The organism is Afifella sp. JA880 (genome assembly GCF_025379905.1).
GTDB lineage: Bacteria > Pseudomonadota > Alphaproteobacteria > Rhizobiales > Afifellaceae > Afifella > Afifella aestuarii.
In genome coordinates, this window is the sequence record NZ_JAOANH010000003.1 from 278,257 (window position 1) to 301,665 (window position 23,409).

Sequence of the window (23,409 nt, forward strand, 5' to 3'; positions counted from 1 at the left end):
TGTCGCGGCCCGATAAAACGGACCGGAATAAAAGCTGAAGCTCAGGCTTCGGCGTTTTCTGCCTTGGCCGCTTCCTTGGCTTCCTTGACGGCTGCGCGCTCGGCGGCTGCGATTTCTCGCGCCTCGTCGTTCAAGCGCTTGGCGCGCACGCGCGCATCTTCGGCGATACGTGCCGACTTGCCGCGACGGCCGCGCAGATAATAAAGCTTCGCGCGCCGCACCTTGCCGCGCCGCACAACTTCGAGCTTTTCGATCAGCGGAGAATAGACCGGGAAGACGCGCTCAACGCCCTCGCCGTACGAGATCTTCCGCACCGTGAAGCTCTCGTGAAGACCGCCGCCGGAGCGCGCGATAACCACGCCCTCATAGGCCTGCAGACGGGTGCGGTTGCCGTCCGTCACACGCACATGTACGCGGACCGTGTCGCCCGCCTCGAACTCCGGAATGACACGCCGATCGACGATCGCCGCCATCTCCGCCTGCTCGATCTCTTGGATCGCGTTCATTTCTCAAACCTCTTCGTCGCGCGCTGGTTTGTCTCGACGTGTCGTTTCACGACGAAACGACCGTTGCGCGGCTTTGTTTCGCACATCGGATCGGAAGTTGGCGGCCATATACACGCTCTCTGGCCTCATGTCGACGCCCCCGGCATGCAAAAACGACGCTGCAGCGAGACTCTGCGGCTCCGACCCACCCCCGATGACACCTTTCATCTCTCGTCACAATGGCGGACTTGCCTTTTGCGCCCCGGCGGAGACAGGTTTACGACGTGCGCCGCCCACAAACGGCCATCCACCGCTCCGAAACGCCTCAATTCGTCACGACGAAACCTGCGCCATGTCTCTTCTCGACATTCTTCTGCTCGTCCTCGCCGGTTTCGTCTCCGGTGCCATCAACGCCGTTGCCGGTGGCGGAACCTTCATCGCCTTCGGCGCGCTCACCCTCGTCGGCGTCCCGCCGATCACTGCAAACGCCACGACCTCCATCACCCAGTTCCCGGGTTATGTGACCTCGACGCTCGCCTATCGGCGCGAATTGCGGAAGATCGGCCGCGCAGCGTTCCCGTACCTCATCGTCTCCATCTTCGGCGGGCTGATCGGCGCCCTGGTACTTCTGGCGCTCGACAATCCGCAATTTCGCGCCATGGTGCCCTGGCTTTTGATCGCCGCCACCTCGCTCTTTGCCGCCGGTCCCCGCGTCACACGCACCTTGCGGGCGCGCGATCTCCATTCCCCGCCCTGGCTCGCCTGGCTGATCCAGTTCGTCGTGGCGATCTATGGCGGCTTCTTCGGCGCCGGCATGGGCATCATGATGCTCGCCTCGCTCGGCCTCACCGAGGGCGACGATTTTCACCGCATCAATGCCATCAAGACGCTTTTGTCGGTGGTGATCGCCATCATCGCCATCGCCGTCTTCGTCCAGGGCGGCATCGTCGATTGGAAGGCCGGCTCGGTGATGCTCGTCGCCGTCGCGCTCGGCGGCTATCTCGGCGTCGCCGCGGCACGGAAATTCCCGCAGACCTATGTCCGCGGCTTCGTCATCGCGGTCGGCCTCGTCCTCACCGTCTATTATTTCGTGACGGGCTGAGCGGGTGTCTCCAGGAGATCCGGCCGTCTTTCGCGCGTCAGCCTGAGCGCCTCCGCGCGCCGCCATTCGGCGACCTTGCCGTGATGGCCCGAGGTCAGAACCTCCGGGATCTCGCGCCCCTCGAATTCCTGCGGCCGCGTATATTGCGGATATTCCAGAAGCCCGTTTTCAAAACTCTCTTCGGAAGCTGATTCCGCCTTGCCCATGACGCCCGGCAGAAGCCGCACGACGGCGTCGAGAAGAGCAAGTGCTGCAATCTCGCCGCCCGAGAGGACGAAATCGCCGATCGACACCTCTTCGAGGCCCCGCGCCTCGATGACGCGCTCGTCGATCCCCTCGAACCGCCCGCAGACGATGACGAGGCCGGGGCCTTGGGCCCAATCCTTCACCATTCTCTGTGTCAGGGGACGCCCGCGCGGGCTCATCAGAAGGCGCGGGCGCGGATCGCCTTCGGGCGCTGCCGCATCGATCGCCGCCGCCATCACGTCGGCGCGCATCACCATGCCCGGCCCGCCGCCGGCCGGCGTGTCGTCGACCATGCGGTGCGTGCCGATGCCGTGCTCGCGGATCTGCCGCGCCTCGAGCGCGAAACGGCCGGCCTCGAGCGCCCGCCCGGCCAGCGAGATGCCGAGCGGCCCCGGAAACATTTCGGGAAAGAGCGTCAGAACGCTCGCCTTGAAGCTCATTCCGGACCGGTCCTAGACCGGCTCGCCGTCATCGGCGGCATAGGCTTTGACGCTTCGCCCGGAGACACCGATCGCCGACAGCGCCTGGCGCCACTCGGCCATATGTTCAGTCTTGAAATGCGCCGCGAGCGCCTCGCGGCTTTCCCATTTCTCGAAGACGCGCACGAGCCCCGCCACGTCGAGATCGAAGGCGAAGGTGTAGAGGAGGCAGCCCGCCTCCTGCCGCGTCGCGGCCATCACCTTCTGCGCCGCCGGCAGAAAGGCGTCGCGCTGGTCCTCGGGAATGCGAAATTCGCCGGCAACGATGATCATGCCCTGTCCTCTTCCGCCGGGCTTTCGCCTGCGTTCTCTGTCTGCGGGGCTTCGTCCTGCGCGTCGTCTTCTCGCGCATCTTCGCGCGCCGCATCGTCTTCCCGCACTTCGATCTCGGCAGGCAGGTCGACGACGATGCGCCCGCCGGCAAGATCGATGGAGGGAACCACCTCGCGCGTGAAGGAGACGAGCAGGCTCTCGCCCCGCTCGGGCTTCACCTCGAGGATATCGCCGCCACCGAAATCGTGCACGGCGACGACCCGCCCGAGCGGGGAACCGTCGGGCGCCTCGGCCGCAAGGCCGATGAGATCGGCGTGATAGAACTCGTCTTCGTCAGGCGCGGGCAGCGCCGCGCGCGCGACGAAGAGCATCGTGCCGTTGAGCGCCTCGGCCGCATTGCGGTCCGACACGCCCTTGAAGCGGGCGACGACCATGTCACCCTTGTCGGCACGCAGCTCTTTGACGGAAAAGCTCCGCCCGTCCGACGCAAAAAGCGGCGAATAATCGGCGAGCGCCAGGGGATCGGCGGTGAAGGCCTTCACCCTCACCTCGCCTCTGACGCCATGCGCCCGGCCGATCTTTGCGACGATGAGGCGGTCTCCCGCCGCACGATCTTGCGAAACCGCCATCGGCCTGTCCTGCCGCACCGGCAAAGCGGCGGATTACTCCGCCGCTTCCTCGGCCGGCGCCTCGGCGGCAGCCTTCGCCTCTTCTTCGGCCTGGCGGCGCAGCTCGAGGCGCTCCTTGGCCTTGGCGCCGAGCTCGGCCTTCTTCGGGTTGTTGCGCGCCGGACGCTTGGCAAGGCCGGCCGCGTCGAGGAAGCGCAGCACGCGATCGGTCGGCTGGGCACCCTGCGACAGCCAGTATTCGACGCGCTCGGTGTTGAGCACGACGCGTTCGGCATGATCCTTCGGCAGAAGCGGATTGTAGGTGCCGACACGCTCGATGTAGCGGCCGTCGCGCGGGGAGCGCTCGTCAGCGGCCACGACCCGGTAGAACGGGCGCTTCTTGCTGCCGCCGCGGGACAATCTCAGTTTCACAGTCATTTCAGTCTTCCTTGCGTTTGAACCTTATTTCTTCTTGCCGCGGCCAAGACCGGGAAGCCCCGGCAGACCGCCCATCCCGCCTCCCATTCCTGGAAGGCCCGGCAATCCTTTGGGCGGGCCGCCCGGCATACCGCCGAGACCGCCCGGGAGCCCGCCAGACATGCCGCCCGGCAAACCGCCCTTCTGCATTTCTTCCAGCATCGCCGGATCGGGCTGCGCGCCCCCGAAGAGACCGGCCATCTTCTTGTTGCGGCCGAGCTTCTTCATCATGTCCGACATCTGCCGGTGCATCTTGAGGAGCTTGTTGACGTCCTGCACCTCGACGCCGGAGCCCGCCGCCACGCGCTTCTTGCGGCTCGCATTCATCACCGCCGGCTTCTGCCGCTCCTGGCGCGTCATCGACGAGATGATGGCGAGCTGGCGTTTCACGACGCTGTCGTCGATGCCGGCCGCGGCCACCTGCTTCTTCATTTTACCGATGCCCGGCATCATGCTCATGATGCCCGACATGCCGCCGATCTTTTCCATCTGACGAAGCTGTTCGGCAAAATCCTCGAGGTCGAACTCGCCCTTCTTCATCTTCTGGGCGGTCTTGAGGGCCTTCTCCTGGTCGATCTGCTCCGACGCCCGCTCGACGAGCGAGACGATGTCGCCCATGCCGAGAATGCGGTCGGCGATGCGCGAGGGATGGAAGGCCTCGATCGCGTCGATCTTTTCGCCGGTACCGATGAGCTTGATCGGCTTGCCGGTGACGGCGCGCATGGAAAGCGCCGCACCGCCGCGTCCGTCACCGTCGATACGCGTCAGCACGATGCCCGTGACGGCGCAGCGCTCGTTGAAGGAGCGCGCCACATTGACGGCGTCCTGGCCGGTGAGCGCATCGGCGACGAGGAGGATTTCATGCGGATTGGAAGCCCGCTTCACCTCCTCCATCTCGATCATCAAGGGCTCGTCGATATGCGTGCGGCCCGCCGTATCGAGCATGAGCACGTCGTAGCCGCCGAGGCGAGCCGCATTCTGCGCCCGCTTGGCGATGTCGACCGGCCCCTGCCCTTCGATGATCGGCAAGGTCGCGACGCCGATCTGTTCGCCCAGCACCTTGAGCTGCTCCTGCGCCGCCGGCCGGCGGGTGTCGAGCGAGGCCATCAAGACCTTCTTCTTCTCCCGCTCCGACAGGCGCTTGGCAATCTTCGCCGTCGAGGTCGTCTTGCCCGAGCCCTGCAGACCGACCATCATGATGGCGACGGGCGGCGCGGCGTGAAGATTGATCTCCGAGGCTTCCTCGCCCAGCATCTCGACGAGCTGGTCGTGGACGATTTTGACGACCATCTGCCCCGGCTTGACGGAGCGCACGACTTCGGCGCCGACGGCACGCTCGCGCACCTTCTCGGTGAAGGCGCGCACCACTTCGAGCGCGACATCCGCTTCCAAAAGCGCACGCCGCACTTCCCGCAGCGCTTCCGAGACGTCCTTCTCGGAAAGTGCTCCGCGGCCGGTGATCTTGTCGAAGATGCCTGAAAGGCGATCTGATAGGGTATCGAACATGGCGCGTCTCGAGCGTTCAATGCAAATTGCATCCGCGGGCGAACCTTCGCTGGCGGATGGTGACCTCCGGAATCCCGTTCCGGTCGGCGGGTCGTAAATCTGGCCCTTTTATAGAGTGTCGCTCACCTAAGCGGCAGCGCGCCACAAGTCAAGGATGCGCCGCGCCCGCAAACCGCGAATCGGCGGCCGGGTCGCAGCCGAGCGTGCCGTGCAGCTCCGCCTCCAGCTCCTCCACCGCACCCCGGATCTCGTCCATCAGCTCGAGCGCCAGCTGCGACAGCTCCTGATAGGTGGACGTCAAAAGCCAGGTCGTCATGGCGATCGGCTCGGTGAGCGGGCGGAACACGACATCCGGAAAGTCCGCCTCGAAAGACACGAGTGAGGGCACGATCGCCACCCCGCAGCCGGACGCCACCATGCTGCAGGCCGCATCCGCCATCTGCACTTCGGCTGCCGGCCGCATCGCCAGCCCCGCACGCTGAAACGCCTCGTCGATGAGCGGATAGGAAAGATCGTCCCGCCCGAGCGCCACGAGACGCTCCCCGGCGATGCTTTCAAGCGAGATCGCCGCCTTGCGCGCCAGAGGATGCTCGCGGCGCAGCGCGCAGATCATGGAGATGTTGGAGAACGGCTCGCAATGCAGCGCCGGATTGCTCGTCGGCACGAGCGAGATGCCGAAATCCGCCGCACGCGTGATCATCGAATTCTCGACGCTGCGCGAGGTGCGCGTGAAGAGGGAGAGAAGCACGTCGGGGCGGTCGCACAAAAGCTCGCCCACCTTGCGCGGAATGAGCCGCATGCTCATCGCCGGAAAGGCGACGATGGAGATCTCGCCGCGCTGCAATTCGCGGATGGCGCGCGCCGCCTCGTGCACGCGCGTCAGCCCCTGCTCGAGCTTGGAGGTCTCGACGAACAATTGCCGGGCCTCCGGCGTCGGCACGACACGGCCCTTGGTGCGGGTGAAGAGCGGCAGATCGCAGGCCACTTCGAAGGCGTGCAGCAACTTGCTCACGGCCGGCTGGCTGACGAACAATCCTTCCGCCGCTTTGGTCACGGACCCGGCCTTCATGACGGCGTTGAAGGCTTCGACCTGCCGGATATTGGGCTTCGCCAAGGCGCACCTCATAACCTTTGGGAATGAGGTGTACATATAATCTCATTTGAAACACCCGGAAAACGCCCATTCAATGATCATGTCTCAAAAGAATACAGAGGGGTTCTCAATGAAACCGGTCATCATGGCGCTTGCGGCCGCAAGCTCCCTCCTAGCCGTTCAGACCGCCCAGGCGCAGGATACCCTCGTCGTCGGCGGCTATGGCGGCTCTTTCGAAACCTTGATGAAGGAAGTCGTCTTCCCCGAATTTGAGAAGACGCATGACGTGACGATCCAGTTCGTCGCCGGCAATTCCACCGAAAACCTTGCGCGCCTGCAGGCGCAGAAGGGCAATCAGGAGCTCGACGTCGTCATTCTCGACGACGGCCCGATGTATCAGGCGGACGCCCTCGGCTTCTGCGCCCCGATGAGCAAGGCGGCGGCCTTCGACGACGTCTACGATCTCGCCAAGCTCGGCCCCAATTCCATCGGCATCGGCTTCGTCGCGACCGGTTTCACCTACAACACCGAATGGTTCGAGCGCGAAGGCTGGGATCCCCCCGCAAGCTGGGAAGACCTGAAGGATCCGAAATACGAAGGCATCCTGTCGATCCCGCCGATCAACAACACCTACGGTCTGCACACCCTCATCATGATGGCGCGGCTCAGCGGCGGCGGTGAGAAGGACATCGATCCGGGCTTTGAGGTGATGGCCGATGACGTCGCGCCGAACGTCCTCGTCTTCGAGCCGTCCTCCGGCAAGATGTCGGAGCTCTTCCAGTCGCAGGAAATCGCTCTGTCGATCTGGGGTTCGGGCCGCACCAAGTCGCTCGCCGATACGGGCTTCCCGGCGAAATTCGCCTATCCGAAGGAAGGCGCCGTCGCCCTCATGCTCGCGGCCTGCCCGGTGGTGGAAAGCAACGTTCCTGAAGTCGCCAACGAGTTCATCCAATATCTCCTGACGCCGGAAGTTCAGGTGAAGCTCGCCGACGTCATGGGCTCCGGCCCGGTCAACCGGAAAGCGGAACTGACCGAAGAGCAGGCCTCCTTCCTGCCCTATGGGCCCGAGCAGATCGAAAACCTCGTCGCCGTCGACTGGGATACGATCAACCCGAACCGCGAAGAGTGGACCAAACGCTGGGCGCGCGAGGTCGAGCGCTGAGTTGAACGGCATTGCGGGAGTGCTCGGCACTCCCGCCTTCGCCCCTGTACTGCCGGCTTTGCGAGTTCACAGATGCCTTTCCTTCAGCTTAGCGGTCTGACCAAACGCTTCGGCGAAGTCGTGGCCGTCGAAGATTTTTCGCTCGCCGTCGAGAAAGGCGAGTTCGTCTCCCTCCTCGGTCCCTCCGGCTGCGGCAAGACCACGACGCTGCAGATGATCGCCGGCTTCGAAAAGCCGACCTCCGGACACATCATGCTCAACGGCCGCCACCTGGAAGAGGTGCCGGCGCGCAACCGCGGTCTCGGCATCGTCTTCCAGACCTATGCGCTCTTCCCGCATATGACGGTGGAAGAAAACGTCGCCTTTGGCCTGGAGATGCGCGGCATCGACAAGAAGGAGCGTGCGCGCAAGGTCGCCGGAGCGCTGGAGCTCGTGCAGCTTGCCCATCTCGCCAAGCGCTATCCCCGGGCGATGTCCGGCGGCCAGCGCCAGCGCGTGGCGCTCGCCCGTGCCCTCGTCATCGAGCCGGAGCTCCTTCTCCTCGACGAGCCGCTCTCCAATCTCGACGCCAAGCTGCGCGAGGAAATGCAGCTCGAACTCCGCCGCATCCAGCAGGAAGCGGGCGTGACGACGCTTCTCGTCACCCACGACCAGAACGAGGCGATGGCGCTCTCAGACCGTGTCGCGGTCATGCATCACGGCCGGCTGATGCAGCAAGAAACGCCCTTCCACGTCTACGAAAACCCGAAATCCTCCTTCATCTCGACCTTCCTCGGCAAGACCAACAGCCTTGCCGCCACGCTGAAGACGACGAATGACGAAGGCTCCGCGCTCGACTGCAACGGCATGGAGCTTGCCGGTCCGCCCGCCCATCTGAGGCCCGGCCCGATCACCGTCTCCCTGCGCCCGGAACGCATCGAAATCGTCGAGGCGGGCGAGGCCGTCGTCTCAGGCCCGGTGATCGAGCGCATCTTCCTCGGCGACCAGTGGCTCTTCCGCATCGAGACGCCGCTCGGACCTCTCCTCGTCGTGCGCCGCAACCGCGGCCAGCGCGAGCCGGAACACGGCGAGACCGTGCATCTCGCCTGGACGCCCCATCATCTGCGCCTCCTGCCGAAGGAGGATGGCGCGGCATGACACGTCAAGCGAAATCCAGGCCCTGGATCCTGAGCGCCCCGGCGCTCCTGCTCTTTCTCGTTTTGCTGCTGGTGCCGCTGGTGATGACCTTCATCCTCAGCTTTCACAGCTTCTCATTTTATGGCGGCATCGCCCCGACCTTCTCGCTGGAGAATTACGTCGAGGTCCTGAGCGACGGCTATTTCTACGAGATTTTCGGGCGCACCTTCGCGATCGCGCTCGCCACCACGCTCATCTGTGCCGCGATCGGTCTGCCGCAGGCCTATTTCCTGTCGCGCATGCACCCGTTCTGGCGCTCCGTGATGCTCCTCGTCGTGCTCGGCCCGCTCCTCATCTCCGTCGTGGTGAGGACGCTCGGCTGGGCGATCCTTCTCGGCAACAAGGGCGTCATCAACGACACGCTGCGTGACCTCGGCCTCATCACCTCGCCGATCCGCATGATGTACACCTCGGGCGGCATCGTCCTCGCCCTCGTCCATGTCATGGTGCCGTTCATGATCCTCGCCATCTGGGCCGCCCTCCAGCGCACCGATCCGGCGACGGAAAGTGCCGCGGAATCGCTCGGCGCCCGGCCCTGGACCATCTTTCGCAGGATCGTCCTGCCGCAGGCGATGCCGGGCATCCTGTCGGGCTCCCTCATCGTCTTTTCGCTGTCGGCGAGCGCCTTCGCCACGCCGGCCATCCTTGGCGGCCGCCGCGTCAAGGTCGTTTCCACCACCGTCTATGACGAGTTCCTGAACACCTTGAACTGGCCGCTCGGCGCGGCGATCGCGATCCTTCTTCTGGTCTCGGTGCTCGCCATCATGGTCGGCTGGAACCGGCTCGTCGAACGCCGTTTTGCGGGGGTCTTCGAATGAGACACAACGGCCTCTTCGCCAAAGGCTTCAGCGTTCTTTTCGCAACCTTCATGCTGGCGCCGCTCGTCGTCGTCATCGGCGTCTCCTTCACGCCGGAAGGCTTTCTGGAGTTTCCCCCGAGCGGCCTGTCGCTGCGCTGGTTCCGGGCGATCCTCGACAATCCCGACTTCATCGAAGCGGCCTGGATCAGCCTCCAGCTCGGTGTCGCCTCCGCGACCGTCTCCTCCATCTTCGCCGTGCCGGCGGCGCTCGCCATCGGCCGCGGCCGCTTTCCAGGCCGTGACGTGCTTCAGGCCTTCTTCCTGTCGCCTTTGACGGTGCCGACCGTGGTTCTCGGCATCGCCTTCCTGCGCTTTCTCAGCTTCCTCAACGTCAACGGCACCTTCGTCGGGCTGATGCTCTGTCATGCGATCATCATCATGCCCTTCATCCTGCGCCTCGTTCTCGCCTCGGTGACCGGCCTCGACCGGTCGCAGGAACAGGCGGCGGTGTCGCTCGGCGCCTCCGACTGGACCGTCTTTCGCCGCGTCACGCTTCCGGCCATCATGCCGGGCGTGATCGGCGGCTGGGTCCTTGCCTTCATCACCAGCTTCGACGAACTCACCGTGACGGTGTTCATCGTCAGCCCCACCACAACGACATTGCCAGTGCGTCTCTTCTCCCACATCACGCAGACGACGGACCCCCTCGTCGCCTCAATCTCCACGGTCGCCATCCTGTTTACCGTGGGTCTCATGTTCCTCGTCGACCGCATCTACGGCCTCGATCGCCTCCTCATCGGCGAGGGCGCACGATGAAGGCAGACACCATCGTCATCGGCGGCGGCCTCGTCGGCGCCGCCATCGCCTATGGCCTCGCCCGCGAGGGCGAAAAGGTCGATCTCCTCGACGAGGGCGACGTCGCCTTTCGCGCTTCACGCGGCAATTTCGGCCTCGTCTGGGTACAGACGAAGGGTCTCAAAATGCCTGAATATGCGCGCTGGACGCGCCGTTCGGCGGATGTGTGGCCGGAATTTTCCGACAACCTCCTGGAGGAGACGGGCGTCTCCACCGCCTATCACAAGCCCGGCGGCGTGCATGTCTGCGTCGACGAGGAAGAGCTTGAGGAACAGGTTAAGATCCTCAACCGCATGAACCAGGAGCATGGTGCGGAATATTACGGCGGCCGGGTTTTGAGCCGCGCCGAGCTCGACGACATGCTGCCGGGCCTCGGCCCCGATGTCGTCGGCGGCACCTATTCGCCGCATGACGGCCACGCGAGCCCGCTCTATCTGATGCGCGCTCTGCATGCCGGCCTCCTGAAGCACGGCGGCCGCTATCATCCGAACGCCCGCGGCATTGAGATCGAGCGCGACGGCGGCCACTTTGCCGTGCGCACGCCGGCCGGCACCTTCACCGGCGCCAAGGTCGTCCTCGCCGCCGGCCTCGGAAATCGCGATCTGGGCGAAATGGTCGGCCTCGATATTCCCGTCGAACCGCTCAAGGGCCAGATCCTGGTGACGGAGCGCACTGCGCCTCTCTTCACCAAGCCGACGCATGTCGTGCGCCAGACCGACGAAGGCTCCATCATGATCGGCGACAGCCACGAGGATGAAGGCTTCGACACCACTTCGAAGCCGCGCATCATGGCGGACATCGCCGCCCGCGCGCTGCGCGCCTTCCCGTTTCTGAAAGATCTGCGCGTCGTGCGCTCATGGGCAGCGCTGCGGGTGATGAGCCCCGACGGCCATCCGATCTATCAGCAATCCGAAACCCACCCCGGCGCCTTCAGCGTCAATTGCCATTCCGGCGTCACGCTCGCCGGCGCCCATGCGATGGCGCTCGCGCCGATGATCGCCCGCGGCCGGCTCGACGATGAGATGGCCGCCTTTTCAGCAAGGAGATTCAATGTTCAAGCGCGCTGAGGAGACGGGCGCTCCCTCCCTCTCCTTCACTTTCGAAGGCAAGGCCCTGAAGGCCCGCACCGGCGACACGATCGCGGCGGCTCTTCTCGCGGCCGACGAACGCATTTTCCGCACCACGCCGGTCACCGAGACGCCCCGCGGCCCCTTCTGCCTGATGGGTGTGTGCTTCGACTGCCTCGTCGAGATCGACGGCGTGCCGAACCGCCAGGCCTGCATGGTGCAGGTCGAAGAGGGCATGCAGGTGCGCCGCCAGTCGGGCAGCGCGGAGGTGATCTCCTGATGAGCGCAACGACGAAAAACCGCTACGACGTCGCCATCATCGGCGCCGGTCCGGCCGGCATTGCCGCCGCTGTCGAAGTCACCAAGGCCGGGCTCTCCGCGATCGTTCTCGACGAACAGCCGGCACCCGGCGGCCAGATCTATCGCGGCATCGAGACGAGCGACGAGAAGCGCACAAAGGTCCTCGGCGCCGATTATGCCGCCGGCCGCGACATCGCCAAAGCCTTCCGCGCGTGCAGCGCCGAATATCTCCCCGGCGCCACCGTCTGGAACATCGACAGCGCCCTCGGCATCGACGTGTCGCTCGGCCAAGGCTCCAAACACATCCAGGCCGGCGCCATCGTGGTGGCGACGGGCGCCATCGAGCGGCCGACGCCGATGCCGGGCTGGACGCTTCCGGGCGTCACCACGGCCGGCGCTCTGCAGATCCTCTTGAAGGCGAACGGCGTCGTCTCCGACGATGTCGTCTTCGTCGGCTCAGGTCCGCTCCTGTCGCTGATTGCCGCGCAGATGCTGAAGGCCGGCGTCAAGCCGCGTGCCATCGTGGAGACCGTGCCGCAGAGCCGCTACGTGGCAGCGCTCAAGCATCTTCCGGCAGCCCTCGGAGCCGCATCCTATCTCGTGAAGGGCATGGCGATGATGCTGTCGCTGCGCCGCGCCGGCGTGCCGATCTACCGCGATGCGACCGGAATCCGCATCGAGGGCAATGGCAAGGCGGAGGCCGTGACCTTCACGAGCGGCGGCAAATCCCACCGTCTCGAAACCACCTCCGTCGCGCTCCACCAGGGCATCGTGCCGAACCAGCAGGTCACGCGCCTTCTGCGCTGCGATCACGAATGGAACAAGAGCCAGCATTGCTTCGTGCCGAAGGTCGACGAGTATTTCGAGACGACCATGGCCGACGTCTATGTGGCAGGCGACGGTGCGGGCATCGGCGGCGCGGTTGCCGCCAGGCTGCGCGGCCGCCTCGCGGGCCTCAGGATCGCGGAAAAGGCCGGTCGCGGCAACGCCCAGGAGCGCCGCTCCGTCACCGATGCGCTCATGCGCGAGGCCAAGATCCGGCCGCTTCTGGAAACCCTTTACGCGCCCTCGCCGGAAATTCTCGCCCCCGCCGACGACACCCTCGTCTGCCGCTGCGAGGAGGTGACGGCCGGCGACATCCGCAAGGCCGTCGATCTCGGCGCGCCGGGCCCCAACCAGGTGAAGTCTTTCCTGCGCAGCGGCATGGGCCCCTGTCAGGGCCGCATGTGCGGGCTCGCCGTCAGCGAGATCATCGCCAGCCGGCGCGGCGAACCGATCTCGGAGATCGGCTATTACCGCATCCGACCGCCCCTGAAGCCGCTCCTCCTGTCGGAGCTCGCAGCCCTCGAAAGCGAGGAAGCCGTTCCGGCCGATCTCGCTGATGAATCCGCAGCCGTACACTGAGGACACGACCGTGACCGGCACGCCTATGGCGGATCTCATCGTCGTCGGCGGCGGCCTGCACGGCTGCTCGGCCGCACTGCACGCCGCCAAACGCGGCCTGTCGGTGATCGTCATCGAAAAGGACAATGCCGGCCGCCATGCCTCCGGCGTCAATGCCGGCGGCGTGCGCCGCCTCGGCCGGAATTATGCCGAGGTGCCGATCTCGGTGCGCGCGATGGAGATCTGGCACCGGATCGGGGATCTCGTCGACGACGATTGCGGCTTTCAGCGTTGCCCGCAGATCAAGGTGGCGGAGACCGAAGCGGAGCTCGAGACGCTCGAAAAGCGGACTGCCGATCTCCGCGAACTGGGCTTCACCCACGAGGTCATCGTCGATCAGCAGGAATTGCGGCGTCTCCTCCCCGCCGTCGCCCCGCATTGCGTCGGCGGGCTCGCAAGCCTCGATGACGGCTTCGCCATCCCCTACACCACGACCTTCGCCTTTCAGCGCAAGGCGCGCGCGCTCGGCGTCCAGTTCTTCGAGAAGACGCGCGTCGAGAAAGTGCGCCGCGACGGGAAGGACTGGCACGTCGACACTTCGGCCGGCACCTTTACGGGGCGCAATCTCCTCAACTGCGCCGGCGCCTGGGCGGGCGAAATCGCCAGACAGCTCGGCGAGCATGCCCCCATCGAGGCGATTGCGCCGATGATGATCGTGACGGCGCGCATGAAGCGCTTCTGCGATGCCGTCGTCGGCGGCTGTGGCCGCCCGCTGTCGTTCAAGCAGGCGGAAAACGGCACCGTCATCATCGGCGGCGGACGCCGCGGCTATCCCGATCCGAAGACCAACAAATCCGAGATGCGCTTCTCGCAGCTGCGCTATTCGGCGGAGACGGCGATCGGCATTTTTCCGATCATGAAGAGCGCCACCATCGTCCGCTCCTGGGCCGGCATCGAAGGCCGCATGCCCGACGACATTCCGGTCATCGGACCCTCGTCGACCCACGAAAACGCCTTCCACGCTTTCGGCTTTTCCGCCCATGGCTTCCAGCTGGGCCCGGCCGTCGGCGAGATCATGGCGGAACTGATCGCGACCGGGCACACCAACGCTCCGATCGCACCGTTCTCCATCACCCGCTTCGCCAAGTCCTGAAGCGGGCCTCACCCCCCTCCAAAACCAAGCAAGGACACACAATGATCCAGCGTCACATCCAGACGAAGATCAACCATCGCGTCGTGGAGCATAACGGCGTTCTCTATTTCGGCGGCCTCGTCGCCGACGATATGAGCAAGGACATGAAGGGGCAGACGGAAGAGATCTGCAAGAAGATCGACGATCTTCTGGCCAAGGTCGGCTCCTCCAAGGAGAAGCTCCTGACGGCGATGATCTACATTTCCGACTTTTCCCAGAAGGACGGCATGAACGAGGCCTGGCTCGCCTGGCTGCCGGCCGAGCATCTGCCGACCCGCGCCACGATCGGCGTCGCCGAACTCGGCAAGGACACCCTCATCGAGGTCGTCGTCTCCGCGGCGAAGTATGTCCAAACCTGACGACGCGTGTCGCCGGCAACCGGCATCAGCCATCGCCCGGCGGCACGTTTTCGACGGGTTCTCGCCTTCCCCCGGCGGGAACCCCGAGCGGCTCAGCCGCCGCTCTCTTCCTCCGAGAAATCCGTCTTCGCTCAGCGCTTGGCGGCCTGCGCCGCGGCCAGACGCAGAACCGACGCGAGAACACTCCCGGACGCCGACCGCCGCCCGTCTTTGGCGCTTTTGTCCTTGGCACTCTTTCCGCGCTTCTTATCGGACACGCTGTCCCGCTTCGCCGAATGCGGTCCGCTCTTCGTCGCCCGTCGTTTCGGCGGGGTGAGAAGGATGGCGATCAAAACGAAGGGAATCCCGAGCGTGATCAACTCGCCGAAGCTAAACGGGCGGTCTCGTCCGAGCGGCTGACGCGTGCCGAAGAGGTCGATGCCGGCACCGCCGCCCGACCCGTCGAGCCCCTTGCCGACCGTATCGGCCATATGCGCGCCGCGGAGCCCGATCGGCTTTTCCGGCGACAAGGTCGTATCGCGGGCGGTCTGATGCTCCATCTCGGCGTTGAGTTCGGCGCCCGCCAGAAGCACGAATACCGACACCCAGATCCACATCATGATGCCGATCACCGCCCCGAGCGATCCGTAGGTGGCGTTGTAATCGGCGAAATTCGCGATGTACCAGGAGAACATGATCGAGGCCGCGATCCACACCACGGCGGTGATCGTCCCGCCCCAGGTCACCCAGCGCCAGCGCGACGGCCGCCGGCTCGGCCCATAGCGATAGAGGATGCCGATCGAAAAGGCCGCGACCAGAAGCAGGATCGGCCACCGGATCGAGGCGACCAGCCATCCCTGATGGAGGCCGAGATAGGCGAGCACGGCCGGCACCACGATCGTGGCACTCAAGAACAGGATGATGAGGATCAGAAAGCCGAGCGTGAAGGCGAGCGACACGACGTTGAGGACGAAGAAATTCCTCTTCTCCTTCTCCTCATAAGCGACGTTGAGCGCCTGAAAGAGCGACTTCACACCCTTATTGGCACTCCACAGCGACAGAGCGAGCGTGGTCAGAAACGCGAAACTGAGCGAGGAGGATTTCGCCGTCACGAGCCGCGACAGCTCTTGCTGCAGAATGTCCATGCCCGCCTGCGGCATCACCGCCTGCAACGCCTGCAGCTGCGAGGCGAGATTGGCCGGATCGTTGTAAATCCCGTAGATGGAAACGAGCGCGCCGAGCGCCGGAAAGGCGGCGAGAAGCAGATAGAAGGTGACGCCGCCCGCCACGAGCGAAACGCGGTCCTCGCCGATCTCCTGGCTCACGCGCCAGAAAATGTCTTTCCAGCCCAGAAACGGGATCTGTGTCGGCTGGCGGGCATCGCGGCCGCGCGGATCGCGGGCATGCTGGCTGTGTGGTCTGTCGTTGTTCATGAATCCCTTGGCCGAATAATCGGCGGCCGGGGCGTTGGTTCCGCCCAATGCGCCGCAGGATGCGCCGCGGGCGCCATCTCAGCGCCGCAAATCGGAGGACGCGCCGGCATCCCAGGAAGACCCAAGACAAAATGGCGCTTTGCCAGTTTTCGCCTCATCTGGCGTTCTGTCCCGGTTTCGCCCATATAGGCGCCCATGAACACGCCCTTTTTGAAAATGAACGGTCTCGCCAACGACTTCATGGTCGTCGACACGCGTGCGGGAGGCGTGCGTCCGGCGCCTGAAATCATCAGGAAACTCGCCGATCGAAAAACAGGGGTCGGCTTCGACCAGTTCATCACCTTGGAGCGTTCGCCTTCAGGTGCCGATGTCTTCATGCGCATCGACAATGCCGATGGCGGCGAGGTTGCGGCCTGCGGCAATGCCACGCGCTGCGTCGCCTCCCTCGTCATGGCGGAGACAGGCAAGCCCCATGCCTCGATCGAGACGCGCGCCGGCCTTCTCATCGGCCAGATCTCCGGCGAGGCGATTTCCGTCGATATGGGCGTGCCGAAATTCGACTGGCAATCGATCCCGCTTGCCGAGGAATTCCACGACACCCGTGCGATCGAACTGCAGATCGGTCCGGTCGATGCGCCGGTTCTGCATTCGCCGGCCGTCGTCAATGTCGGCAACCCGCACGCCGTCTTCTTCGTCGACGATGTGGACGCGCATCAGATCGAGCGTTTCGGTCCGCTTCTCGAAAACCATCCGATCTTCCCGGAGCGCGCCAACATCACCGTCGCCCATGTGGAGACACCGAACCGCATCCGCATCCGCATCTGGGAGCGCGGCGCCGGCCTGACGCGCGCCTGCGGCACCGGCGCCTGCGCCACGCTCGTCACCGCCGCCCGCACCGGCCGTTCGGCCCGCGAGGCGGTGATCGCCATGCCGGGCGGCGAACTCACGATCCGCTGGGACGAGCGCGACCACATCTGGATGACCGGCCCCGCCGAGACGGAATTTGCGGGAACTTTCGATCCTGAGACGGGCGCCTGGCAGCGCGCCGAGGAGGCGGCCGAATGAGCCTCGACATCCTCACCTTCGGCTGCCGGCTCAACACCTACGAATCCGAGGTGATGCGCCGCGAGGCGGGCGAAGAGCTTTCCGACGCCATCATCGTCAACACCTGCGCCGTCACGGCAGAGGCCGTGCGCCAGGCGCGTCAGGCGATCCGCAAGGCACGGCGCGAGAATCCCGGCCGCCGCATCGTCGTCACCGGCTGCGCCGCGCAGACCGATCCGGAAATGTTCGCCGAGATGGCCGAGGTCGATCTCGTTCTCGGCAATGCCGAAAAGACCGAGCGCTCCGCCTGGGCCCGCGTCGCGCGTTCGCCCATGGATCTGCCGCCGCCGGAAAAGATCGTCGTCTCCGACATCATGGCGATCCGCGAAACCGCGCCGCAATTCGTCGATGCCTTCGAGGGCCGCACCCGCGCCTTCGTGCAGGTGCAGAACGGCTGCGACCATCGCTGCACCTTCTGCATCATCCCCTATGGCCGCGGCAATTCCCGCTCTGTCGCCATGGGCCCGGTCGTGGAGGAAGTCCGCCGCCTCGTCGCCGCGGGCTATCCCGAAATCGTTCTGACCGGCGTCGACCTCACCTCCTGGGGCGCCGATCTGCCGGGCGCGCCGCGCCTCGGCCGTCTCGTGCGCACCATCCTGCGCCATGTGCCGGAGCTCGCCCGCCTGCGCCTCTCCTCCATCGATTCCATCGAGGCCGATCCCGACCTCATGCGCGCGATCGCCGAGGAAGAGCGGCTGATGCCGCATCTGCATCTGTCGCTGCAGGCCGGCGACGACATGATTTTAAAGCGCATGAAGCGCCGGCATCTGCGCGACGATGCAATCCGCTTCTGCGAGGAAGCGCGCCGGCTGCGTCCCGACATCGTCTTCGGCGCCGATCTCATCGCGGGCTTCCCGACCGAGACGGAGAAGATGTTTCAGAACTCTCTCCGCCTCATCGAGGATTGCGGTCTCACCTTCCTGCACGTCTTCCCCTTCTCGCCGCGCAAGGGCACGCCGGCGGCACGCATGCCGATGCTCGAGCGCCAGGAGATCAAAGAGCGCGCACGCCGCCTCCGGGAAGCGGGCGAAGTCGCCGAGCGGCGGTTCCTCGAAAGCGAGCTCGGCCATGAGCGCCGCGTGCTGGTGGAGAAGGAAGGCTCCGCCCGCACCGAACAATTCGCGCCGGTGCGCCTCGGATCCGCAGGCACGGCCGGAGACATTTTGAACGTGCGCATCGCCGGCATCGAGGCTGGCATGTTGCAGGGCCAGCAGCTGGCGGAGGCCGCATAATGGCAAAAGAGAAGCGTGGCTTCTTCAAGCGCATCCTTTTCGGCGAAGGCAACGATATCCCCGAAAAGGAGGCCGAGCGCGACGAGACGCAGCTGACGGACGCGGAGGCCGCGGAAGAAAGCGAAGCGAGATCCGCAAGGGCCCTGCCAGAAGAGGCGCTCCCAGAGGAGGACCGGCCCGAGGACAAAGAGCGGCTCGCCAGCCACCAGCTCGAAACCGAGAACCGCGGACCGCAGACGACCGACACCGATATCGGCATCGTCGAAGAGGCGGAGGCGCCGGACGCCGACCTCCACCGCCCCGCGGCCGCGCCAGCCGATGCCGACGCGGAAGCGGCCTCTTTCACCGAACACCCGGTCAAGGAGCCGGAGGCTCCAGCGGAAGACGAGGAAGAGCCTGCCGCCCGCAAGCCCGAAGCGCCAGAAGAGCCGGCAGAAAAGGAAGTCCCCGCCGACAACGCTGCGTCTCAGGAGACGACCACAGCGGAGGAACCTGCAGAAGACACGTCTGCGCAGGACGAGGAGCGCGGCCTTCAGCCCGCAGCCGCAGCCTCAACCCCCGCCCCCGTTGAGACGCCGGCCGCAGAACCTGAGCACGAAACCCATCCCGCCGCCCACCAGCTCGAAACGAAGGATCGCGGCCCGCAGACGACGGAAACCGATATCGGCCTCGCGCCGGAGGGCGAGGACACCGCCGAAAAGCACCGCCCTGCCGCTGCCGAAACCTCTGCCGACGAGGAAGCCGGGCTCGCCGCAGCTCCTGTGACCGAGACCGGCGAGGACGTCGGCGAGGCGGAGACCGCCGAGCACGAGCCGGCCGAAGAGCCCGCAAAATCCGAAACCCTCCCCGTCGCCACCGAATTGCCGCGTCAGAACTGGCTGCAGCGCCTGCGTGCCGGCCTGTCGAAATCCTCGAGCACCATCACCTCGCGCATCACCGGCACCTTCACCAAGCGCCGGCTCGACGACGAGACGCTGGAGGATCTGGAAGACATCCTGATCCAGGCCGATCTCGGCGTGGCGACCGCGACCGCGATCACCGAGCGCCTCGCCCGCGAGCGCTACGACAAGACGGTCGGCGAAGACGAGATCCGCAACATCCTCGCCGAGGAGGTGGCAAAAGTCCTGGGCCCGGTCACCGAGCCGCTTGCCATCGATGCCGCCAAAAAGCCCTTCGTCATCCTGGTCGTGGGCGTCAACGGCTCCGGCAAGACGACAACGATCGGCAAGCTCGCGGCGAAGCTCCGCGCCGAGGGGCGGAGCGTCATGCTCGCCGCCGGCGACACGTTTCGCGCCGCCGCCATCGAGCAGCTGAAGATCTGGGGCGAGCGCACCAAGAGCACCGTCATTTCGCGCGAACAGGGCGCCGATGCGGCCGGCCTCGTCTTCGATGCCATGCAGGCGGCGAAGAAAGAGGGAAGCGATGTCCTCATCATCGACACGGCCGGGCGTCTGCAGAACCGCGCCGAATTGATGGACGAGCTCGAAAAGGTCGTGCGCGTCATCAAGAAGCACGATCCGAGCGCACCGCACACGACGCTTCTGACGCTCGATGCGACGACCGGGCAGAACGCCCTCTCGCAGGTGGAGATTTTCGGCCAGCGCGCCGGCGTCACCGGCCTCGTCATGACCAAGCTCGACGGCACCGCCCGCGGCGGCATTCTCGTCGCGATCGCCGCAAAACACGCTCTGCCGGTGCATTTCATCGGCGTCGGCGAAGGCATCGACGATCTGCAGCCCTTCAAGGCGGAAGATTTCGCCCGTGCCATTGCCGGCATGTAAACGCCGCAAGGAGGGCGCGATTGACACTTTGCGGCGCCCTCCGCACATAGAAGCGCAACGCTGACGAAGGACCGCCATGTCGATCTTCGAGCGCGAACCGGGCGATCCCGGCCGCGATCACCTGCCGCCGCTCGTCAAGCTCCTGTTGGAGCTCGGCCCGCTGGTCGTCTTCTTTTTCGCCAATGCGCGCTTCGACATTTTCGTCGCCACCGCCTCCTTCATGGTGGCGATCGCCATCTCGCTCGGCGTCTCCTATTGGCTGACGAAGAAGCTCGCCATCATGCCGCTCGTCACCGGCATCGTCGTCCTCGTCTTCGGCACCTTGACGCTCATCCTGCATGACGAGGTCTTCATCAAAATGAAGCCGACGATCGTCAACGCGCTCTTCGGCACCATCCTTCTGGGCGGCCTCGCCTTCGGCCGCTCCTTCCTCGGCTATGTCTTCGACAGCGTCTTCCGGCTCGATGCCGAGGGCTGGCGCAAATTGACCTTCCGCTGGGGCCTCTTCTTCTTCGCCCTCGCCATCCTGAACGAGGTGGTGTGGCGCAATTTCTCCACCGACTTCTGGGTGAGCTTCAAGGTCTTCGGCATCATGCCGCTCACCATCGTCTTCACGCTGACGCAGATGCCGCTCATCACCCGGCACTCGCTGGAGCCGCTCGGCGGCGACAAGTAGGCCGCCCCTCGCGCGGCTGCAGCAAGCCTCGAGATCACGCATACGTCATCGCCGTTGCGACGCGGAAAGGCGATGACGATATCGGTCTCGGTCGGCCTTCGCCGACACCAGAACGAAAGGGACCGTTGATGATCGACGCGCAGAAGCTTCTCGACCAGTTTCTCGGCACGGGCGGGAGTGCACAACAGGGCGCCGGCACGCCGGCAAGCCAGCGGCAGACGTCCGGCGGTTCGATCCAGGATCAGATCGGCGGGTTTCTCGGCGGCCAGGGCAATTCGGCTCTGAAGGGTGCGCTCGCCGGCGGTCTCGCGACCTATCTTCTCGGCTCCAAGCGCGGCCGGAAACTCGGCGGCAAGGCCGTGAAATATGGCGGCATGGCCCTCGTTGCGGGCCTCGCCTACAAGGCCTGGCAGAGCCACCAGGCGAAAAACGACGGCAGCCTGCCCCCGCAGCAGCAACAGCCGCAAATCGCCCATCAGCCGGCCCAGGAGCTCCCCTCGCCCGAAGGCACCGCCTTTCAACCGGAAGGTCGCGAGGCGGAAGACCGCGCCCGCCTGATCCTGTCTGCCATGATCGCCGCGGCGAAGGCCGACGGCTATATCGACCAGGACGAGCAGGAAGCCATCTACGGGCGCATCGAGGCGCTCGATCTCGACAGCGAGGACAAGGGCCTTCTCTTCGACGAGATGCGCCGCCCGCTCTCCATCGACGATCTCGTCGAGCGAACGCCAAACCAGGAAGTGGCCACCGAAGTCTACGCCGCCTCGCTGCTCGCCATCGATCCCGACCATCCGGCGGAGAAAGCCTATCTCGACATGCTGGCGGCAAGGCTCGGCCTGCCGGAAGCCCTGACGCACGAAGTCCGCCGCGCCACCGACGAGGTGCAGGAAGACGAAGTGCCGGCATAAGCGGCCGGCAGGCATAAAACACGAAAGCCGGGGCTGACCCCCGGCTTCGGTTCCACGCATCCGCTCAGCTTATCGTCCGCTCAGCGCGAGCCAACTCGGCCCATGCCAACTCAGCGCAGGCCAACTCAGCGCAGGCCAACTCGGCTCAGGAGCACTCAGCTCGTCGGCTGCTGACCGCCGCTTTTTTCGGCCTCTTCCTCGGAGATCGCCTTCTCCAACGCCGGCATGAAATCCGTCTGGAAGGCCTTGGTGTTGAGCGGGCCGACATTCTTGTAGACGATGATGCCGTCGCGCACGATGAACGTCTCCGGCACGCCGTAGACGCCCCAATCGATCGCCGTGCGCCCGGTCGAATCCGTCGCGATGCGATCGAAGGGATTGCCGAGCGTCCCGAGGAAGCGGCGGGCGTTTTCGCCCTCGTCCTTGTAATTGATGCTGGTGACGTCGAAGCGGTCGTCTTCCGACAATTGCATCAGCACCGGATGCTCGCCGCGGCACGGGCCGCACCAGGATGCCCAGATATTGACGAGATGCACGCCCTCTTCGAGATCGGCGGTCTTGAGGCCCTTGCCGTCTTCGTAAAGCGGCGGAAGATCGAAATCGGGCACTTCCTTGCCGATGAGGGCGGAGGGAACCTGCGAGGCGTCCTCGCCGAGCTGTTTCCAGAAGATGGCCACGAGAGCCATGAACAGAACGAGCAGCAAAACGAGCCAGACGCGTTTCATCGCGGGCGAATTGCTTCGTTTGCTCGTCGTCTTGATGGGAGGTTTCATAGGCCTTGTGTCGTCGAGCGGCGGCGCCTGGGGCCGGCCTTTTCCAATTCGTTGAGCCGACGCTTCTGAATGCGCGTATCGGCCACGACCCACACGATGAGGCCGATAAGAACGAGCGCGCTCGCACCATAGGCTGCGAGGATGAAAGGCAGATGCGTCATGGCGACCTCTAATGCGCGGCGGCGGGCCTGACGGCCGTGCTCGGGCGGCGGGCCGCGATCAGGATCTCCGTCGTGCGCGCCCTGCGCCGATAGATCTCCGCACGCATCGCCGCAAGATGCAGGGCGACAAAAATAAGTGTGTAGGCGACGGCCATCACCACGAGCGGCCACAGCATCGACGGCGCGATCGACGGCCCGTCTAGGCGGATGACGCTCGCCGATTGATGCAGCGTGTTCCACCAATCGACCGAGAACTTGATGATCGGGATGTTGACGAAACCGACGAGGATGAGGACGGCCGCGACCTTCGCCGCCCGCGTCGGATCATCGAAGGCGCGCCACAGGGCCAAAAGCCCGAGATACATGATGAAGAGCACGAGAACCGAGGTGAGCCGCGCGTCCCACACCCACCAGGTGCCCCACATCGGCTTGCCCCAGACGGAGCCGGTAAAGAGCGCGAGGAAGGTGAACGCCGCCCCGATCGGGGCTGCCGCCCGCGCCGACACATCGGCCAGCGGATGGCGCCAGACGAGCGTGCCGAGAGCCGCGCCCGCCATCACCAGGTAACAGAACATCGCAAGCCAGGAGGCCGGCACATGCACATACATGATGCGCACGCTGTCGCCCTGCTGATAATCCGGCGGCGAAGCCACCAGCGACAGGTAGAGGCCGATGGCCAGCGTCACCACCGCGAGAACGGTGACGAAGGGCAGGATACGTGCCGACCACGACAGGAAGCGTGTCGGATTGGCGAGGCTGGAGATGGTACCCATGAGAAGACTTTAGGACCATTCTAGAGT

Annotated in this window: 26 protein-coding genes; 15 read left to right on the plus strand and 11 right to left on the minus strand. The window is 65.2% G+C overall.

The features are described 5' to 3' along the window. Nucleotides 1-41 precede the first annotated feature (41 nt). The gene (gene rplS, locus NYQ83_RS14320) at nucleotides 42-506 is read right to left on the minus strand and encodes a 50S ribosomal protein L19 (RefSeq protein ID WP_128290689.1); all 465 of its coding nucleotides are present in this window, start codon (nucleotides 504-506) and stop codon (nucleotides 42-44) included. Between the two features lie 331 nt (nucleotides 507-837). Between rplS and NYQ83_RS14325 the strand changes: the two genes are divergently transcribed. Beyond that, nucleotides 838-1,587 carry a sulfite exporter TauE/SafE family protein gene (locus tag NYQ83_RS14325; protein ID WP_261215493.1) on the plus strand — a complete coding sequence of 250 codons (750 nt, stop codon included), beginning with the start codon at nucleotides 838-840 and terminating at the stop codon, nucleotides 1,585-1,587. On the opposite strand, the gene trmD is transcribed toward NYQ83_RS14325, so the two are convergent. The 6 genes from trmD to NYQ83_RS14355 form a co-directional block, all read right to left on the minus strand. Further along, nucleotides 1,569-2,273: a tRNA (guanosine(37)-N1)-methyltransferase TrmD gene (gene trmD, locus NYQ83_RS14330; RefSeq protein WP_261215494.1), complete on the minus strand. Its 705-nt coding sequence runs from the start codon at nucleotides 2,271-2,273 to the stop codon at nucleotides 1,569-1,571. The two genes, NYQ83_RS14325 and trmD, sit on opposite strands and share 19 nt — an antisense overlap. Before the next feature lie 12 nt (nucleotides 2,274-2,285). Then, nucleotides 2,286-2,585: a putative quinol monooxygenase gene (locus NYQ83_RS14335; RefSeq protein WP_261215495.1), complete on the minus strand. Its 300-nt coding sequence runs from the start codon at nucleotides 2,583-2,585 to the stop codon at nucleotides 2,286-2,288. Further along, on the minus strand, nucleotides 2,582-3,214 hold the full coding sequence (gene rimM, locus NYQ83_RS14340) for a ribosome maturation factor RimM (RefSeq protein ID WP_261215496.1): 633 nt from the start codon (nucleotides 3,212-3,214) through the stop codon (nucleotides 2,582-2,584). The genes NYQ83_RS14335 and rimM overlap by 4 nt, the downstream gene beginning before the upstream one ends. Nucleotides 3,215-3,247: 33 nt before the next feature. Continuing rightward, nucleotides 3,248-3,631, minus strand: a complete 384-nt coding sequence (gene rpsP / locus NYQ83_RS14345; protein ID WP_128290684.1) for a 30S ribosomal protein S16 — start codon at nucleotides 3,629-3,631, stop codon at nucleotides 3,248-3,250. Between the two features lie 24 nt (nucleotides 3,632-3,655). After that, nucleotides 3,656-5,176 (minus strand): signal recognition particle protein, encoded by a 1,521-nt coding sequence (gene ffh / locus NYQ83_RS14350; protein ID WP_261215497.1) that lies wholly within the window; start codon nucleotides 5,174-5,176, stop codon nucleotides 3,656-3,658. 148 nt (nucleotides 5,177-5,324) lie between these two features. Beyond that, a complete protein-coding gene (locus NYQ83_RS14355) occupies nucleotides 5,325-6,290 on the minus strand; it encodes a LysR substrate-binding domain-containing protein (protein ID WP_261215498.1) in 966 nt (321 codons plus the stop codon). A gap of 109 nt (nucleotides 6,291-6,399) precedes the next feature. On the opposite strand from NYQ83_RS14355, the gene NYQ83_RS14360 reads away from it, so the two are divergent. The 9 genes from NYQ83_RS14360 (at nucleotide 6,400) to NYQ83_RS14400 (ending at nucleotide 14,562) form a co-directional block, all read left to right on the plus strand. Then, nucleotides 6,400-7,431, plus strand: a complete 1,032-nt coding sequence (locus tag NYQ83_RS14360) for an ABC transporter substrate-binding protein (RefSeq protein ID WP_261215499.1) — start codon at nucleotides 6,400-6,402, stop codon at nucleotides 7,429-7,431. A gap of 72 nt (nucleotides 7,432-7,503) precedes the next feature. Further along, nucleotides 7,504-8,568, plus strand: a complete 1,065-nt coding sequence (locus tag NYQ83_RS14365) for an ABC transporter ATP-binding protein (protein ID WP_261215500.1) — start codon at nucleotides 7,504-7,506, stop codon at nucleotides 8,566-8,568. Continuing rightward, nucleotides 8,565-9,425: an ABC transporter permease gene (locus NYQ83_RS14370; RefSeq protein ID WP_261215501.1), complete on the plus strand. Its 861-nt coding sequence runs from the start codon at nucleotides 8,565-8,567 to the stop codon at nucleotides 9,423-9,425. The genes NYQ83_RS14365 and NYQ83_RS14370 overlap by 4 nt, the downstream gene beginning before the upstream one ends. Further along, entirely contained in the window at nucleotides 9,422-10,222 is an 801-nt protein-coding gene (locus NYQ83_RS14375; protein WP_261215503.1) for an ABC transporter permease, read from the plus strand. The genes NYQ83_RS14370 and NYQ83_RS14375 overlap by 4 nt, the downstream gene beginning before the upstream one ends. After that, complete coding sequence (locus NYQ83_RS14380) at nucleotides 10,219-11,328, plus strand: NAD(P)/FAD-dependent oxidoreductase (protein WP_261215505.1); 1,110 nt, start codon at nucleotides 10,219-10,221, stop codon at nucleotides 11,326-11,328. The genes NYQ83_RS14375 and NYQ83_RS14380 overlap by 4 nt, the downstream gene beginning before the upstream one ends. After that, on the plus strand, nucleotides 11,312-11,608 hold the full coding sequence (locus NYQ83_RS14385; RefSeq protein ID WP_128290676.1) for a (2Fe-2S)-binding protein: 297 nt from the start codon (nucleotides 11,312-11,314) through the stop codon (nucleotides 11,606-11,608). Before NYQ83_RS14380 ends, NYQ83_RS14385 begins: the two co-directional genes overlap by 17 nt. Continuing rightward, nucleotides 11,608-13,032 carry an NAD(P)/FAD-dependent oxidoreductase gene (locus NYQ83_RS14390; protein ID WP_261215507.1) on the plus strand — a complete coding sequence of 475 codons (1,425 nt, stop codon included), beginning with the start codon at nucleotides 11,608-11,610 and terminating at the stop codon, nucleotides 13,030-13,032. Before NYQ83_RS14385 ends, NYQ83_RS14390 begins: the two co-directional genes overlap by 1 nt. 10 nt (nucleotides 13,033-13,042) lie before the next feature. After that, entirely contained in the window at nucleotides 13,043-14,164 is a 1,122-nt protein-coding gene (locus tag NYQ83_RS14395; RefSeq protein ID WP_314733310.1) for an FAD-binding oxidoreductase, read from the plus strand. 41 nt (nucleotides 14,165-14,205) lie between these two features. After that, a complete protein-coding gene (locus NYQ83_RS14400; RefSeq protein ID WP_261215509.1) occupies nucleotides 14,206-14,562 on the plus strand; it encodes a RidA family protein in 357 nt (118 codons plus the stop codon). A gap of 131 nt (nucleotides 14,563-14,693) precedes the next feature. Here the strand turns inward: NYQ83_RS14400 and NYQ83_RS14405 are convergent, their stop codons facing one another. After that, nucleotides 14,694-15,974, minus strand: coding sequence for a YihY/virulence factor BrkB family protein (locus NYQ83_RS14405; protein WP_261215511.1), 1,281 nt, complete (start codon nucleotides 15,972-15,974; stop codon nucleotides 14,694-14,696). Between the two features lie 195 nt (nucleotides 15,975-16,169). On the opposite strand from NYQ83_RS14405, the gene dapF reads away from it, so the two are divergent. The 5 genes from dapF to NYQ83_RS14430 all read left to right on the plus strand — a co-directional run bounded on the left by dapF (nucleotide 16,170) and on the right by NYQ83_RS14430 (nucleotide 21,675). After that, nucleotides 16,170-17,039 (plus strand): diaminopimelate epimerase, encoded by an 870-nt coding sequence (gene dapF, locus NYQ83_RS14410; protein ID WP_261215513.1) that lies wholly within the window; start codon nucleotides 16,170-16,172, stop codon nucleotides 17,037-17,039. After that, a complete protein-coding gene (gene mtaB / locus NYQ83_RS14415) occupies nucleotides 17,036-18,310 on the plus strand; it encodes a tRNA (N(6)-L-threonylcarbamoyladenosine(37)-C(2))-methylthiotransferase MtaB (protein ID WP_261215515.1) in 1,275 nt (424 codons plus the stop codon). Before dapF ends, mtaB begins: the two co-directional genes overlap by 4 nt. After that, entirely contained in the window at nucleotides 18,310-20,091 is a 1,782-nt protein-coding gene (ftsY, locus tag NYQ83_RS14420; protein ID WP_261215517.1) for a signal recognition particle-docking protein FtsY, read from the plus strand. The genes mtaB and ftsY overlap by 1 nt, the downstream gene beginning before the upstream one ends. 76 nt (nucleotides 20,092-20,167) lie before the next feature. Beyond that, on the plus strand, nucleotides 20,168-20,767 hold the full coding sequence (locus NYQ83_RS14425; protein ID WP_261215518.1) for a septation protein A: 600 nt from the start codon (nucleotides 20,168-20,170) through the stop codon (nucleotides 20,765-20,767). A gap of 128 nt (nucleotides 20,768-20,895) precedes the next feature. Then, on the plus strand, nucleotides 20,896-21,675 hold the full coding sequence (locus tag NYQ83_RS14430; RefSeq protein ID WP_261215520.1) for a tellurite resistance TerB family protein: 780 nt from the start codon (nucleotides 20,896-20,898) through the stop codon (nucleotides 21,673-21,675). Nucleotides 21,676-21,830: 155 nt separating this feature from the next. Here the strand turns inward: NYQ83_RS14430 and NYQ83_RS14435 are convergent, their stop codons facing one another. From NYQ83_RS14435 to NYQ83_RS14445, 3 genes are read right to left on the minus strand one after another with little or no spacing between them, the layout of a single operon-like run. Beyond that, on the minus strand, nucleotides 21,831-22,448 hold the full coding sequence (locus tag NYQ83_RS14435) for a DsbE family thiol:disulfide interchange protein (protein WP_205649800.1): 618 nt from the start codon (nucleotides 22,446-22,448) through the stop codon (nucleotides 21,831-21,833). Then, entirely contained in the window at nucleotides 22,445-22,609 is a 165-nt protein-coding gene (gene ccmD / locus NYQ83_RS14440; RefSeq protein ID WP_092813432.1) for a heme exporter protein CcmD, read from the minus strand. Before ccmD ends, NYQ83_RS14435 begins: the two co-directional genes overlap by 4 nt. Nucleotides 22,610-22,617: 8 nt before the next feature. Continuing rightward, complete coding sequence (locus NYQ83_RS14445; RefSeq protein ID WP_234630251.1) at nucleotides 22,618-23,382, minus strand: heme ABC transporter permease; 765 nt, start codon at nucleotides 23,380-23,382, stop codon at nucleotides 22,618-22,620. Nucleotides 23,383-23,409: the final 27 nt, after the last annotated feature.

What these genes read in the sequence shown, in the direction of transcription:
- rplS (WP_128290689.1), bottom strand. Translation starts at nt 506, where the DNA reads ATGAACGCGATCCAAGAGATCGAGCAGGCGGAGATGGCGGCGATCGTC.
- NYQ83_RS14325 (WP_261215493.1), top strand. Translation starts at nt 838, where the DNA reads ATGTCTCTTCTCGACATTCTTCTGCTCGTCCTCGCCGGTTTCGTCTCC.
- trmD (WP_261215494.1), bottom strand. Translation starts at nt 2,273, where the DNA reads ATGAGCTTCAAGGCGAGCGTTCTGACGCTCTTTCCCGAAATGTTTCCG.
- NYQ83_RS14335 (WP_261215495.1), bottom strand. Translation starts at nt 2,585, where the DNA reads ATGATCATCGTTGCCGGCGAATTTCGCATTCCCGAGGACCAGCGCGAC.
- rimM (WP_261215496.1), bottom strand. Translation starts at nt 3,214, where the DNA reads ATGGCGGTTTCGCAAGATCGTGCGGCGGGAGACCGCCTCATCGTCGCA.
- rpsP (WP_128290684.1), bottom strand. Translation starts at nt 3,631, where the DNA reads ATGACTGTGAAACTGAGATTGTCCCGCGGCGGCAGCAAGAAGCGCCCG.
- ffh (WP_261215497.1), bottom strand. Translation starts at nt 5,176, where the DNA reads ATGTTCGATACCCTATCAGATCGCCTTTCAGGCATCTTCGACAAGATC.
- NYQ83_RS14360 (WP_261215499.1), top strand. Translation starts at nt 6,400, where the DNA reads ATGAAACCGGTCATCATGGCGCTTGCGGCCGCAAGCTCCCTCCTAGCC.
- NYQ83_RS14365 (WP_261215500.1), top strand. Translation starts at nt 7,504, where the DNA reads ATGCCTTTCCTTCAGCTTAGCGGTCTGACCAAACGCTTCGGCGAAGTC.
- NYQ83_RS14370 (WP_261215501.1), top strand. Translation starts at nt 8,565, where the DNA reads ATGACACGTCAAGCGAAATCCAGGCCCTGGATCCTGAGCGCCCCGGCG.
- NYQ83_RS14375 (WP_261215503.1), top strand. Translation starts at nt 9,422, where the DNA reads ATGAGACACAACGGCCTCTTCGCCAAAGGCTTCAGCGTTCTTTTCGCA.
- NYQ83_RS14380 (WP_261215505.1), top strand. Translation starts at nt 10,219, where the DNA reads ATGAAGGCAGACACCATCGTCATCGGCGGCGGCCTCGTCGGCGCCGCC.
- NYQ83_RS14385 (WP_128290676.1), top strand. Translation starts at nt 11,312, where the DNA reads ATGTTCAAGCGCGCTGAGGAGACGGGCGCTCCCTCCCTCTCCTTCACT.
- NYQ83_RS14390 (WP_261215507.1), top strand. Translation starts at nt 11,608, where the DNA reads ATGAGCGCAACGACGAAAAACCGCTACGACGTCGCCATCATCGGCGCC.
- NYQ83_RS14400 (WP_261215509.1), top strand. Translation starts at nt 14,206, where the DNA reads ATGATCCAGCGTCACATCCAGACGAAGATCAACCATCGCGTCGTGGAG.
- NYQ83_RS14405 (WP_261215511.1), bottom strand. Translation starts at nt 15,974, where the DNA reads ATGAACAACGACAGACCACACAGCCAGCATGCCCGCGATCCGCGCGGC.
- dapF (WP_261215513.1), top strand. Translation starts at nt 16,170, where the DNA reads ATGAACACGCCCTTTTTGAAAATGAACGGTCTCGCCAACGACTTCATG.
- mtaB (WP_261215515.1), top strand. Translation starts at nt 17,036, where the DNA reads ATGAGCCTCGACATCCTCACCTTCGGCTGCCGGCTCAACACCTACGAA.
- ftsY (WP_261215517.1), top strand. Translation starts at nt 18,310, where the DNA reads ATGGCAAAAGAGAAGCGTGGCTTCTTCAAGCGCATCCTTTTCGGCGAA.
- NYQ83_RS14425 (WP_261215518.1), top strand. Translation starts at nt 20,168, where the DNA reads ATGTCGATCTTCGAGCGCGAACCGGGCGATCCCGGCCGCGATCACCTG.
- NYQ83_RS14430 (WP_261215520.1), top strand. Translation starts at nt 20,896, where the DNA reads ATGATCGACGCGCAGAAGCTTCTCGACCAGTTTCTCGGCACGGGCGGG.
- NYQ83_RS14435 (WP_205649800.1), bottom strand. Translation starts at nt 22,448, where the DNA reads ATGAAACCTCCCATCAAGACGACGAGCAAACGAAGCAATTCGCCCGCG.
- ccmD (WP_092813432.1), bottom strand. Translation starts at nt 22,609, where the DNA reads ATGACGCATCTGCCTTTCATCCTCGCAGCCTATGGTGCGAGCGCGCTC.
- NYQ83_RS14445 (WP_234630251.1), bottom strand. Translation starts at nt 23,382, where the DNA reads ATGGGTACCATCTCCAGCCTCGCCAATCCGACACGCTTCCTGTCGTGG.